This is a genomic window from Paraburkholderia ultramafica (genome assembly GCF_902859915.1).
Taxonomy (GTDB): domain Bacteria; phylum Pseudomonadota; class Gammaproteobacteria; order Burkholderiales; family Burkholderiaceae; genus Paraburkholderia; species Paraburkholderia ultramafica.
The window spans coordinates 1-13,535 of sequence record NZ_CADIKK010000071.1 but is presented as its reverse complement, the minus strand read 5'-3'; the positions used below and the strand labels follow the sequence as shown (position 1 = coordinate 13,535).

Sequence of the window (13,535 nt, the reverse complement as noted above, 5' to 3'; positions counted from 1 at the left end):
ATCGATAGCCCTTGAACGAAATCGGCGCCTCGCCCGATGGCAGAACGGAGACGGAAGCTTTCTTCATGCCCAATTATATTCGTCGACCCCAGCACCAACTTGACAATACCCACTCAACACCTCGCGAGGCGCATCAGCAACTCGAATGGAAGCGCCAGAAGAAAAGCGCCAGCCACGCCGAGGCACCAGAGCGCGATGAACCAGAACAGTCGTCGAAGTTGCATATCGTTAGCCCGCGGGAAATGACTTTGCACATCACGCGCCTAGTGATATTGCGCACCACCCACGACTTTTCCTCTGAACACCCAATACCCGGCAGTTGTGTACGCGATGATGACTGGCAGAATCACGACCGCGCCTACCAGAATGAATACCTGACTCGACCGGGGCGCCGCCGCATCCACCAGTGTCAGCGAGTAGGGAATCGCATAAGGCCAGATACTCACCAGCAGGCCGAGGTAGCCCAGCAGGATGAGAGCCAGCGCCAGGATGAATGGCGCAATATGCATGCGGCGCCTGACTGCACGAAACATCAACAATGCAACGATCGCAACCAGAAACGGCACCGGCACCAACCGGGAGAGCAGGCCCGAGTCGAACCAGCGCCTCGCGATCTGCGGATCCGACAGCGGCGTCCAGACGGATACGGCGATCATGAATACCAGCAGCACGAGCGTCAGCGGCCCGACAAGGCTATGCAAACGGCGTTGCAGGTCGCCCTCAGTCTTGATGACCAGCCAGGCTGCACCCAGCAACGCATACGTTGCCATCAGACCAAGACCCGAGAGCAGGCTGAAAGGCTGCAACCAGAAAAACGCGTCCCCGGCAAAGTGGGTGTTGGCGACAGGGATGCCGTGCAGGTAGGTCCCAAGGATGACGCCCTGAAAAAATGACGCCCCCGCGGATCCGGCAATGAACGCGAGACTCCACAGATTCTTCGTGCGATTTGCCTTGCCGCGGATCTCGAAGGCGACTCCGCGGAAAATCAGGCAAATCAGCATAAAGATGATCGGCAGGTAAAGCGCGGACAGCGCGATCGAATACACGACCGGGAAGGCTCCGTACAGCGCTGCGCCTCCCAGCACGAGCCAGGTTTCGTTGCCGTCCCACACAGGCGCGATGGCGTGCATCATCATGTCGCGCTCGCCGTCGTCCGGAAAGAACGGAAAGATCAGACCGACTCCGAGATCGAAGCCGTCAAGTACTACGTACATGAACAAACCAAACGCGATGATCGCGGCCCAGGCGAAGGTCACTTCCATTTCCGGCTCCCGTGGAGGTCAGGTTTAATTTCGCTGCTACTCAACGGCGGCCAGTGGCCGGCGCCCCGTCTGGTCCATGTCCGGCAACGCCAACAGCCGCCGCGCCGCGTCGGGTGAGTCGGGCCCCTGATGCAAATGGCGCAGGACGTAATAGATGCCCGTTCCGAACACGAGGCAGTACACGATGACGAACGCCATCAGCGACACCCCAACAGCCTGCGCGGTGACAGGCGAGACTGCGTCGGCAGTGCGCAGCACGCCGTAGACGACCCACGGCTGTCGGCCCGCCTCTGTCGTGACCCATCCGGCAAGCAGGGCCACGAAGCCCGTCGGCCCCATCGCCAGAACGAAACGCTGAAACCACTTGCTCTCGAACAAGCGGCCCCCACGCCGCAACAGCAAGCCAATAAACACCATCAGGATCATCAGCATGCCGAGCCCGGCCATCAGGCGGAAGGTCCAGAAGATGATCGACGAGTCGGGCCGGTCCTCTTTCGGAAACTCCTTGAGCCCGCGAATCTCGCCGTCCCAACTGTGCGTGAGGATCACGCTCCCGAGGTGCGGAAGCTGGATTGCATAACGGGTAACCTCGGCATCCATGTCAGGAAAGCCGATCAGGTTCAACGCGGTTCCGCCCTTCTCGGTTTCCCACAGCCCTTCGATCGCCGCGATCTTTGCCGGTTGATATTTGCGCGTGTTCAACCCGTGCTGGTCACCGACCAGGGCCTGGATCGGCGCGAGGAGCAGCAACAGCCATAGCGCCATCGAGAACATGGTTTTGACGGCGGGATCGCGTCGGCCTTTCAGCAGATGCCACGCCCCGGCGGCCGCCACCACGAGCGCGCCGACGATGAATGCCGCGATCGCCATATGGGCAAGTCTGAACGGGAACGACGGGTTGAAGACGATCTTGAACCAGTCCACTGGAACGACATGGCCGCCCTCGATCCTGATGCCCTGTGGGGTCTGCATCCAGCTGTTGGATGCAAGAATCCAGAATGTCGAAATCAGCGTTCCGACTGCGACCATCACCGTAGCGCCGAAGTGCGCGCCTCGCCCCACCTTGTCCCAGCCGAACAGCATGATCCCGAGAAAGCCAGCCTCGAGGAAAAACGCCGTCATGACTTCGTAGGTAAGAAGCGGTCCCGTTACCGGCCCGGCAAAGCTCGAGAAGCCGGCCCAGTTCGTGCCGAACTGATAGGCCATGACAACACCGGACACCACGCCCATGCCGAACCCGACTGCGAAGATCTTCGACCAATAAACGCAGAGGTCCTTGTAGTGGCGTTTGCCCGTGCGAAGCCACGCGCCTTCAAGGACGGCCAGAAAGCTTGCCAGGCCGATGCTCAGCGCGGGAAAGATAATGTGGAACGAAACGGTGAAAGCGAACTGAATCCTCGAAAGGTCTAATGCGCTCAGATTCATGGATCTAACTCCAGGCGAACTGCGGCGGATTCAAGTGGTACAAGCTGCTGCACTGAACGTGCTCCGGATAGCTCACGTTCGTGCTGTCATCTGCTAGAGCGGTCGTTGACCGCTTTTTATAGCCGGTCCCAATGCGCTGGCGGGGACGTAGAACCAGCGTCCAGAGCAGCATCGTCAAATGGTTCCAGCCATTTGCGCATAGCGGGGCATCGGTACGATTGTCAGTGAGCGTATGCCTTGCGCGCCGCGTATCAGGACGCCCTGAATGTCGGCGGTCGCCGACGGTCCGCTCATGAACACGGCGTAGTTCGCCTCGAAGAACTCGTTCCGGTGATAGGCATGGTGCAGGTTGCCGATGATGTCGCGCGGATCAAGCAGCGCGACGAGGTGCTGCGACAGGTAGCCGAGTGCGTTGACCTGGTATTGGGTCTCGCTCAGCCAGATCGAGCCTGTTTCGGCCACGGCAAATCCGACGCGCACCACACCGACGTCGACATCGTTCAGTTCGTGCGGATCGCGCACCGTCTCGATGCGCCGCGTGCCAGCAACTTCCGGCACGGCCGAGCACAGCACCTTCAGGTCGGGAAATCGCGCGCGGATCATCGAGTCAAGGTCGCCGTCGGCGGGCGCGCCGGCCCAGATTCCGCCCATCTGCTCGAGCGATTTCTGGAACTGCTCGTACGGCGGCGGCAGGTGCTCGTCGAACATCGGCACGGAAGGCAGTTCGACCGGCTGCGGCTGGGCGCGGCGCAGCTTTTCAAGGATTTCGTTGCGGCTGCTCATCTGGCCTTCCTATTCTTCAAATACCATTGCCGGAATGTCATTTCGGGCGCGTCGGGCACCTCGCGCTGCTTGCCCCATGCGTTGAACGGGTTGTAGAGCAACGCGCGCGGCAGTTCCTTGACAGCAAGGTCGGCGCCTTCGATCGCGATCCGGTACAGCTTCGGATTGGCCAGCACCTTGCCCGCCGCATGCATTGCCTGCGTCTTGACGAATGGCAGTTGGTGCTTCTCAGTGATGATTTGCCGCCACTTGTAAATCTGTTCGTGAATATTGATCTTGACCGGGCATACGTTGGTGCAACTGCCGTTCAGAGTCGAGGCGAAAGGCAGCGCGCTGTACTTCTTCAGATCGAAGGTTGGGTTGATGATCGCGCCAATCGGTCCCGAATAGACCCCGCCATAACTCAACCCACTGCTGCGCCGATAGACCGGGCACGTGTTCATGCACGCACCGCAGCGGATGCACTTCAACGAGTACCAGAAGTCCTCCATCGCCAGCCGCTCCGAGCGCCCGTTGTCGACGAGAATGAAGTGCGTCGCGCCACCTGTGCGTGGAGCCCTGAAATGTGACGTGTATTGCGTGATTGGCGAGCCAAGCGCATTGCGAGACAGCATCCGGATGAACACGCCGAGGTGCTCGACACGGGGGATCAGCTTTTCTATTCCGATCGACGCAATATGAAGCGGCGGCACGTTGGCCGACAGGTCGGCGTTCCCTTCGTTCGTGCACACGACGACGGTGCCCGTCTGGGCGACTGCGAAATTGCAACCGGTCATACCGGCGTGCGCATCGAGAATCAACGGCCTGGTCCGTTGGCGCTGCGCCTCGGCGAGATAGTGAATGTCGTCATTCTCCGGATCAGTGCCGATCGTCCTCGCGAACACTTTCGCGACGTCGCCGGCGAGCTTGTGCACGGCCGGCACGACGATGTGGCTCGGCATTTCATTGTCCAGCTGCTGGATCTGTTCGCCGAGATCCGTCTCGATCACCGAAATGCCGCGCTCTTGCAGATACGGCCGCATTTCGCACTCTTCGGTCAGCATCGACTTGCTCTTGACGAGCCTCGTTGCGCCCTGCTCTTCCAGAATCTCATGCACGATCCGGTTATGCTCGGCCGCGTCTTTTGCCCAGTGGACCGTCACGCCATTGTTCGTCGCGTTACGCTCGAATTCCTCGAGATAATCGGACAGATGCGTCAGCGTATGTTCCTTGATCGCCGACGCGAGCGAACGCAATTCCTCCCATTCCGGAATTGAATAGGTCACCGCATCGCGGTTTTGCCGCAGTTGCCAAAGACGCTTGTCGTGAAACTCGAGGTTCTTTTCCTCGGCGATGAAGTTTGCCGACAGACTGGCATGTTGGACTCGCTTCATGAGCGTGCTCCATTCAGAATCTGGGCGATGTGGATGAACTTGAGGTCAAGACCGAGGCGTTCGGCACAGCCTTTCTGATGCATCAGGCACGAGGAGTCCGCCGACACGATGTACTCGGCTCCGGCGCGGTTGTGATCGCGTACCTTGTCGTAGCCCATACGCGCAGAGACCGGCTCCTCGGAGACACAGAACGTGCCGCCGAATCCGCAGCACTCGTCGGGGCGCGATGGCGAAACGAACTCGATGCCCTTGACCTTGCCCAACAGGTCCAGCGGTTTGGAGAACTGCGGACCGTTGATCTCCGACATCCTGGCGGTGTGCAACGCGCGCAATGTGCCGCAACTGTTGTGCAGACCAACCTTGTGCGGAAATTCGGCCCACGGAAAGGCGTCGACCTTTAAGACGTCATGCAGGAATTCGACCAGCTCGAGGGTACCGGCTCGCACTTTCCTGACTGCCGCGGTCTGCTCGATCGCGCTCAAATGGTCGCGAACATGATGCACGCAACTGCCGCTGGGCGCGACAATATGGTCGAAGTCGGCAAAATTCTTGACGAACAGCGCTTCCGTTGCCGCGGCGTCGCGCTCGCAACCGCTATTTCCCATTGGCTGTCCACAGCAGGTCTGGTCAAGCGGATACGCAACGTCACAGCCGAGACGCTCAAGAAGTTCGAGCGTCGCGACGCCAACGTCCGGGAAAAACGCGTCAATGAAACAGGGAACGAACAAAGCTACCTGCATGGTGGACCGTACCTATAGAGACTTTCTGATATTTGATGAGATTCGCTGTGGGCTTTCGATTGCAATCGAGTCCAACGTTAAACTCAATCAGATTTTGCTTTTCGTCGGTAATTGCTTGCGCTACGCCGTTCTTACGATGGCTTGTCGCGCATCGACCCAATGCAAAACGCCGTAACGAAAGAAGCCTTGCCGGCGCACTCGATCAGAGATAACAGCGAAATCACCACCGAGTGCTTGAACTCCAGCGGGAGCCCCGGCGCGATCGCCAATACGCTCGTGCAGCAGAAAAAGGCGAAAATCGGGCGCCCAAATCGAACATCGATGACGGCCGCAACTCCGGAGACGACGATGATCACTTTTGCCACAACAAGGGCCAGCGGCCAGCTATAGTCGTTCGACACACCGCGCTCGAACGGCGCTTCAATCAACGACCACGCACATATGGCGAAAATCAGCACTGTCACGGTCCGCGTGGAACACAGTTGGAGCGCGTTCGCTTGGGTCTGAAGCCGGGATCGTTCCGCATAGAACCTTCCGTGCTCCCCAACGGCGCTCGCCCAAGCTGTCTCTTTCGTGTTCACGACGCGTTCTCCTGTTGATCTGCCGGCGCGCTGTGCCGCTAAGATGGACATCGGCCTGGCCAAACTCATTCGTACTCCGGAGAAGAGTTGATGCCTGTTGGTGTAACTCTCCGTGCCGTGCGAATGCGTCCGCCGTGAAAATGAGGATACGCGCGCCCGATTGGCAAACCCATTCTCCAAACTGATCGGCGCGACCGCTGCATTGGCGTCGAGGACCAATACCAACGTATATCTCGCGGAATCGTGGGAGTGCTTTGCGGCGCGCCGAGCCCAGCGATGTGCGGAGATCGAGGTCCCAGTAAGGCGCTCATCCGCTGGGCAGTTCCGACCCTGGCAGGTGTCCGCCTGGCGCATTCGCCGGTGGCGAAACATCAGACGAGAATGGCAGGCTTACGGTCAGGTTGGACCTGCTCGGATAAAACGAACTGAACGTGATAGATTTGAGAGTTGAAACATCACGTTTGTAAGTATGATGACGTTTCTGGGACGTGCTGATTTGCCGAAAGTGGGTCATGGCTTTGCGCTGCAAACTTCTCGGTAGCCCTACGTCAGACGGCACTGCGCACTTTGTCGACTCAGGAGGGGAGAAATGATTTCGGGACTGCATTCGACTTCGACCCAGAGCGCCGACGGCCGCACACCATCGGTGGTTTATGTAGTCGACGACGACGAATCGATTCGACTCGCGCTGGGCGACCTGCTACTTTCGGTTGGGCTACGCGTCGAGACGTTCGGGTCGTCGCGGGAGTTTCTCGCCTTTCCAAAGGACGACGTGCCCAGTTGTCTCATACTCGACATCAGGTTACGCGGTGAGAGCGGCCTCGCATTTCAGGAAGAAGCAGCCAGGTACGGCCTTCGCATGCCGATCCTGTTCATTACAGCCCATGGCGACATCGAGATGACGGTCAAGGCCATGAAAGCGGGCGCGCTCGATTTCTTCCCCAAACCCTTTCGCGATCAACACATGCTGGACGCCGTCGCCCGTGCGTTGACGCGCGACGCAGAGCGCCTCGCGGCGGAACGATCCAATGCGGCGCTTCGTGCCTGCTACGACTCGTTGACGCCGCGGGAGCGCGAGATAATAGGATTCGTGTTGGCCGGCCTGATGAACAAGCAGATTGCCTCCGAGATAAATGTTAGCGAAATCACGGTCAAAGCACATCGCGCACAGGCGATGAGAAAAATGAGGGCGCATACCGTAGCAGATCTGGTCCGAAAGGGGGAAGCCCTCGGAATCGAGCCGCATTACATGAAGAAGTGATCTTGTCCGACAAGCGCCTGGCGCCCTATGATCCGCTTGAAGCGAGAGCGAAATTTGTTCCATGATCGAAGCGTCGACCGGCTTCCCGATGAATGCCATCAGGTGGTCGGTACGATCGTCAAGGTATCCTGATGATATGCCTCATGCAGTAACATTACTGACCTCAATGACAGTCAGCAGTCTGACGGCAGCGTGCTGCATATAACCCTACACCTGGTTCCGGCGTCGATGGGTAACAGACTCGAAGTTTTGTGTGACGATGGCGAGCGCGTCTTCTGTCGCGGACGGCGCCAAGGCAATGGCGGCTGCGACAACGTCCTGATTGTGCAGCCCTCCGCCGAACATCCCTTACCCGCCAGCCTTGATCGCCTTGTTCACGAACTCGCACTGAACGATGAACTCGATGGCGCGTGGGCGGTGCGGCCGCTGGAGCTGGTGCGCGAAGGCGGCAGGACCATGCTGGTGCTCGAGGACCCCGGCGGCGAGCCGCTCGCGCGGCTGCTCGGCGCGCCCATGGAGGTGGGCGATGTTTTGCGGCTCGCTGTTGGCATCAGCGCAGCGCTGAGCCAGCTCCACCAGCGCGGCCTCGTCCATAAGGATCTCAAGCCTGCCCATATCCTCGTGAACTGCGTCGACGGACATGCGCGGCTCACCGGCTTCGGCATCGCCTCGCGACTGCCGCGCGAGCGACAGACGCCCGAGCCGCCCGAGACCATTGCCGGCACGCTCGCCTACATGGCCCCCGAGCAGACCGGACGGATGAACCGCTCGATCGATTCGCGCAGCGACCTCTATGCGTTCGGCGTCACGCTCTATCAGATGCTGACCGGCGCGCTGCCATTTACGGCCTCGGACCCGATGGAATGGGTGCACTGCCATATCGCCAGGAAGCCGGTGCCGCCTAGCACGCGGTTGACGACTGTCCCGCCTCTGGTTTCCCACATCGTGATGAAGCTTCTCGCCAAGACCGCCGAGGAGCGCTACCAGACTGCCACCGGTGTCGAGCGGGATCTGCGACGCTGCCTCACCGCCTGGCGGCGTCAGCACCGCGTCGATGCCTTCCCACTGGGCGAACACGACACGCCTGACCGGCTGCTGATTCCCGAGAAGCTGTACGGGCGGGAGCGCGAGGTCGACACCCTGGTCGCCGCATTCGATCGGATCGTCGGGCGCGGCGCGCCGGAACTGGTGCTGGTTTCCGGCTATTCCGGCATCGGCAAATCGGCGGTCGTCAATGAACTGCACAAGGTGCTGGTCCCGCCGCGGGGGCTCTTCGCGTCCGGCAAGTTCGACCAGTACAAACGCGACATCCCCTATTCGACGCTGGTGCAGGCTTTTCAAAGCCTGGTGCGGCCTCTTTTGGGCAAAAGCGACACCGAACTAACGAGCTGGCGCGACGCGTTGCTGGAAGCGCTGGGCCCAAACGCGCGGCTCATGACCGACCTCATTCCCGAAGTGAAGCTCATCATCGGTGAGCCGCCGCCGGTCCCGGAACTGGAGCCGCAGCAGGCGCAACGCCGTTTCCAGCTCGTGTTCCGCCGCTTCATCGGCGTGTTTGCCCGACCGGAACATCCGCTTGCGCTCTTTCTCGACGATCTGCAGTGGCTCGACGCGGCGACGCTCGACCTGCTCGAGGATCTGCTGACCCGCTCGGATCTGCGGCACCTAATGCTGGTCGGTGCCTATCGCGACAACGAGGTCGATGCCACGCATCCGCTGACGGGCAAACTTCAGGCCATCAGGAACGCGGGCGTCAAGATCAATGAGATCACGCTGGCGACGCTCGCCAGCGTGCATGTCAGGCAGTTGATCGCGGAGGCGCTTCACTGCGAGCCGGAGCGCATCGAGCCGTTGGCTCAACTGGTGCATGACAAAACCGCCGGCAATCCGTTCTTCGTGATCCAGTTTCTGCATGCGCTTGTCGAAGAAGATTTACTCACCTTCGATCATGACGCGGGACAGTGGTGCTGGGACTCCGATCGCATCCATGCCAAGGGTTACACCGACAACGTCGTGGACCTGATGGTCGGCAAGCTAAGCCGCCTGCCGGCTCAAACGCAGCAGGCGTTGCAGCAGCTTGCCTGTCTCGGGAATGTCGCCGGGATCACGACACTGTCGACCGTTCTCGGAATTGTGGAGGCACAGGTCCACGTGGCGTTGTGGGAGGCGATTCGTCAGGAACTGGTCGTGCGGCTGGAGGGCTCTTACAAGTTTGCTCACGACCGGGTTCATGAAGCCGCCTATTCACTGATTCCCGAAGCCTCGCGCACCGAGGCCCATCTGCGGATCGGGCGGCTGCTCGCCGCGCAGACGCCCCCGGAAAAGCAGGAGGGGGCGATCTTCGAGATCGTGGGTCAGCTCAATCGCGGCGCCGCGCTGATCACCGAACAAGACGAACGGGAGCAGCTCGCCGAGTTCAACCTGATCGCTGGCCAGCGCGCCAAGGGGTCCACCGCCTACGCCTCGGCACTGACCTATCTCATCGCCGGTAGAGAACTATTGAAGAGCGATTGTTGGGAGCGCAGGCATGAGCTGATCTTCGCACTGGAGCTGAGCCGGACCGAATGCGAATTTTTGACCGGCCAGTTGTCGGTCGCAGAGGAGCGATTGGCCGCGCTATCAAAGCGCGCCACGACGACGGTCGAACAAGCAAGCGTTGCGTGCTTGCGCATGGATGTGTGCACGACCCTGGATCAGAGCGGCCGCGCGGTCGCAGTCTGTCTTGACAACCTCCGGCATGTCGGTATCGAGTGGTCCCCACACTCTACAGAGAAGGAGGTGCGACGCGAATATGAGCGCATCTGGTCACTGCTGGGGGGGCGGACAATTGAGGAACTCGTCGATTTGCCGCTAATGGACGACGCGGCGTCTCTCGCGACCGTCGAGGTTCTGGGTAAGCTCTGGGCGCCGGCCTCGATTATGGATGCGAATTTGGCTGCGCTGGCGATCTGCAAGGCGGTCAGCCTCAGCCTCGAACATGGCAACTGCGATGCTTCATGTGTCGCCTATGCTATGCTCGGCCGGGTCGCCGGACCGCGTTTCGGTGACTACCAGGCTGGATTTCGATTCGGCCAACTCGGCTACGAGCTCGTCGAACGACGCGGGCTAAAGCGCTTCGAGGCTAGTACGTACCATTGCTTCGCGGTTTTCGTAGTGCCCTGGATGAGACACGTGCGGGTTTGCCGTGATCTGTTGCGCCGTGCGTTCGAAGCGGAGAACCGGATCGGAGACCTGACGTATGGAGCCTACACGTGCTGCAATCTCAACTCGGATCTTCTCTTCGCAGGCGAGCCGCTGCCTGAGGTGCAGGGTGAAGCCGAACATGGCCTCGCGTTCGCTAACAAGGCGCGGTTCGGCCTTGTCGTTGACATCATTACTGTGCAACTTGCGCTGATTCGGATGCTCCGCGGCTTGCCGCCGAAGTTCGGTTGCTTTGACGACGAGCAGTTCAATGAGCTTCGCATCGAATGCCATTTGTCCGGCAACCCGGCCTTGGCTATCGCGGCGTGTTGGTACTGGATCCGAAAATTGCAGGCACGCTATCTTGCTGGCGACTACGCATCGGCTCTGGGCGCCGCATCGAAGGCGCAACAGTTGCTCTGGACCTCACCAGCGCTCTTTGAGGAAGCCGAGTATCACTTTTACGGCGCGCTGGCCCGAGCCGCCTGGTGCGACTGCGCACCGGCCAGCGAGCGGCCGCAGCAGCTGGACGCTGTGGTTGAGCATCGAAGGCAGCTTGAAGTCTGGGCGGAAAACTGTCCGGACAATTTCGGGAACCGTGCCGCTCTGGTCGGCGCCGAGATTGCCAGGATCGAAGGCCGCGATTTCGATGCGATGGGCCTTTACGAACAGGCCATCCGCTCGGCACGCGCAAACGGCTTTGTGCACAATGAGGCGCTTGCCAACGAACTCGCCGCGCGCTTCTACGCTGTGCGTGGATTCGAGAAGTTCGCGCATGTGTGTCTGCAGGACGCGCGCTACTCCTACCAGCGTTGGGGCGCCGATGGGAAAGTGCGGCAACTCGAGGAGGCGCACCCGCACCTCAGGACGGAAGAGGCTGCGCCCGGCCCCACGAGCACGATCGTAACGCCGGTGAAACACCTCGACCTCGCGACCGTGATCAAGGTGTCGCAGGCTGTTTCGACCGAGATCGTTCTGGAAAAGCTGATCAATACGCTCATGCGCACCGCGATTGAGCAGGCGGGTGCCGAGCGTGGCTTGCTGATTCTTCCAGACAGCGGCGAACCGCGGATAGCAGCGGAAGCCACGACCGGCGGTGAGACTGTCGTCGTGCATCTGCACGACGAGCCGGTGACCGCGGCGGTGCTGCCTAAGTCGGTCCTATACCATGTCCTGCGCACCGGCGAGAGCGTCATTCTCGACGATGCCGCGGCCGAGCCCTCGTTTGCGACGGACACCTACATTCGTCAGCATCGCGCCCGTTCAATTCTCTGCATGCCCCTGATCGCTCAGGCGAAGCTGACCGGGGTGTTGTACCTCGAGAATGACCTGGCTCCTCGAGTCTTTGTACCGGCACGGCTAGCGGTACTGAAGCTGCTCGCCTCGCAGGCGGCTATCGCGCTGGAGAATGCCCGTTTGTACCGCGACCTTGCCGAACGCGAAGCCAGGATCCGGCGCCTGGTCGACGCCAACATCATCGGGATTATCGTCTGGAATCTCGATGGTGATGTTCTCGAGGCCAATGACGCATTTCTGCGCATGGTGGGATACGAGCGTGAGGATCTCGTCACCGGTCGCGTCCGCTGGACGGACCTGACACCGCCGGAGTGGCGCGAACGCGACGAACGAGCCCGGGCCGAGCTCGGGAAGACGGGGCAAGTACAGCCCTTCGAGAAGGAGTTCATCAGTAAGGGCGGCACACGTGTGCCCGTCATGTTGGGTGTGGCGAGTTTCGAATCAGGTGGGAAGGAAGGTGTCGCTTTCGTGCTTGATCTGACCGAGCGCAAGCGGTCAGAGGAAACGGCCCGCGAGAGCGAGCGGCGCTACCGCGAGGTGCAGACGGATCTGGCGCACGCGAACCGCGTCGCCACCATGGGTCAGCTCGTGGCCTCAATCGCTCATGAAGTCAACCAGCCGATCGCCGCGACGATCACAAGCGCCGACGCAGCGCTTCGCTGGCTGAGCGCCAAGCCTCCTAACGTGGAGAACGCTCGGCTGGGGCTCCACCGTATCGTCAACGACGGCAATCGGGCGGCATCCGTAATCGGCCGCATCCGGGAACTGATCAGGAAGGCACCACCACGGAAAGAAACGGTGGACATCAACGAGGCGGTCCGCGAGTTGCTCGAGCTCACCCGTGGCGAAGCGATGAAGCACGGCGTTTCGGTGCAGACGCAACTTGCGGACAGCCTGCCCTTAATCGAAGGAGACCGTGTCGAACTGCAACAGGTCCTCCTCAACCTGGTGATCAACGCAATCGAGGCCATGAGCGGCGAAAGCGACGCTGTGCGAGAAGTGCTCATCAGCGCGGGGCAAGCCGCCCCGGGCTGGGTGCTGGTGGCGGTACGGGATTCGGGGCCGGGCTTTACCCCGGACAGCGCCGAAGACATCTTCGCCTCTTTTTACACAACGAAACCCACCGGTTTGGGGATGGGGTTGTCAATTTGCCGTTCGATCATCGAGGCACACGGCGGGCGACTGTGGGCGAGCGCGAACCTGCCCCGTGGCGCTATCTTTCAATTCACGGTGCCAGCCCATCCAGCACCTTCATCGTGATCGTCACGCGGCGTGGCAATCTGGCGTGAACGCGCGACGCAGAACGGAAATGTGTCCCTCTCGACCAAAGGACATCAGTATCGGCCCGCTAACGTCCGGGGCCTGGTGGCGGAGCAGACGTTCGAATGTCCGAGCGCGAGTGCAGGGCAACGGCCGCTTCCAGTGCGCGCAGTGCACGCTTGCGATCATCGCCCTCGACCATGTCGCGCCAACTGGCGCTGACCGGTACATCACAGTCACGCGGCAGCTCGGTCGCACCGCTGTCGAGCTTCGCCAGACGCGTTAGCGGAATTAAAGGACAGGACGAACGCGTTAGCAAAATAAACGGACATCCGAGCGTTCGTTCGTTGCTGAAACGCAACGCCTAAAAAGGC

At 60.6% G+C, this 13,535-nt stretch carries 8 protein-coding genes; 2 read left to right on the top strand and 6 right to left on the bottom strand.

Annotation, left to right across the window (positions count from 1 at the left end):
- Positions 1–263: 263 nt before the first annotated feature.
- The 6 genes from cydB to HV744_RS35030 form a co-directional block, all read right to left on the bottom strand.
- Complete coding sequence (gene cydB, locus HV744_RS35055) at positions 264–1,262, bottom strand: cytochrome d ubiquinol oxidase subunit II (RefSeq protein WP_175153850.1); 999 nt, start codon at positions 1,260–1,262, stop codon at positions 264–266.
- 36 nt (positions 1,263–1,298) lie between these two features.
- A complete protein-coding gene (locus HV744_RS35050) occupies positions 1,299–2,687 on the bottom strand; it encodes a cytochrome ubiquinol oxidase subunit I (RefSeq protein WP_175153849.1) in 1,389 nt (462 codons plus the stop codon).
- 174 nt (positions 2,688–2,861) lie between these two features.
- Complete coding sequence (locus HV744_RS35045; protein ID WP_175153848.1) at positions 2,862–3,470, bottom strand: LutC/YkgG family protein; 609 nt, start codon at positions 3,468–3,470, stop codon at positions 2,862–2,864.
- Positions 3,467–4,843, bottom strand: coding sequence for a lactate utilization protein B (locus HV744_RS35040; protein ID WP_175153847.1), 1,377 nt, complete (start codon positions 4,841–4,843; stop codon positions 3,467–3,469). Before HV744_RS35040 ends, HV744_RS35045 begins: the two co-directional genes overlap by 4 nt.
- Positions 4,840–5,583, bottom strand: coding sequence for a (Fe-S)-binding protein (locus HV744_RS35035; RefSeq protein ID WP_175153846.1), 744 nt, complete (start codon positions 5,581–5,583; stop codon positions 4,840–4,842). Before HV744_RS35035 ends, HV744_RS35040 begins: the two co-directional genes overlap by 4 nt.
- A gap of 131 nt (positions 5,584–5,714) precedes the next feature.
- Positions 5,715–6,164, bottom strand: a complete 450-nt coding sequence (locus HV744_RS35030) for a hypothetical protein (RefSeq protein WP_175153845.1) — start codon at positions 6,162–6,164, stop codon at positions 5,715–5,717.
- Positions 6,165–6,753: 589 nt separating this feature from the next.
- Between HV744_RS35030 and HV744_RS35025 the strand changes: the two genes are divergently transcribed.
- Positions 6,754–7,425, top strand: coding sequence for a response regulator transcription factor (locus HV744_RS35025; RefSeq protein ID WP_175153844.1), 672 nt, complete (start codon positions 6,754–6,756; stop codon positions 7,423–7,425).
- 228 nt (positions 7,426–7,653) lie between these two features.
- Positions 7,654–13,161, top strand: a complete 5,508-nt coding sequence (locus HV744_RS35020; RefSeq protein ID WP_175153843.1) for a trifunctional serine/threonine-protein kinase/ATP-binding protein/sensor histidine kinase — start codon at positions 7,654–7,656, stop codon at positions 13,159–13,161.
- The last annotated feature ends 374 nt before the right edge of the window (positions 13,162–13,535 follow it).

What these genes read in the sequence shown, in the direction of transcription:
- cydB (WP_175153850.1), bottom strand. Translation starts at nt 1,262, where the DNA reads ATGGAAGTGACCTTCGCCTGGGCCGCGATCATCGCGTTTGGTTTGTTC.
- HV744_RS35050 (WP_175153849.1), bottom strand. Translation starts at nt 2,687, where the DNA reads ATGAATCTGAGCGCATTAGACCTTTCGAGGATTCAGTTCGCTTTCACC.
- HV744_RS35045 (WP_175153848.1), bottom strand. Translation starts at nt 3,470, where the DNA reads ATGAGCAGCCGCAACGAAATCCTTGAAAAGCTGCGCCGCGCCCAGCCG.
- HV744_RS35040 (WP_175153847.1), bottom strand. Translation starts at nt 4,843, where the DNA reads ATGAAGCGAGTCCAACATGCCAGTCTGTCGGCAAACTTCATCGCCGAG.
- HV744_RS35035 (WP_175153846.1), bottom strand. Translation starts at nt 5,583, where the DNA reads ATGCAGGTAGCTTTGTTCGTTCCCTGTTTCATTGACGCGTTTTTCCCG.
- HV744_RS35025 (WP_175153844.1), top strand. Translation starts at nt 6,754, where the DNA reads ATGATTTCGGGACTGCATTCGACTTCGACCCAGAGCGCCGACGGCCGC.
- HV744_RS35020 (WP_175153843.1), top strand. Translation starts at nt 7,654, where the DNA reads ATGGGTAACAGACTCGAAGTTTTGTGTGACGATGGCGAGCGCGTCTTC.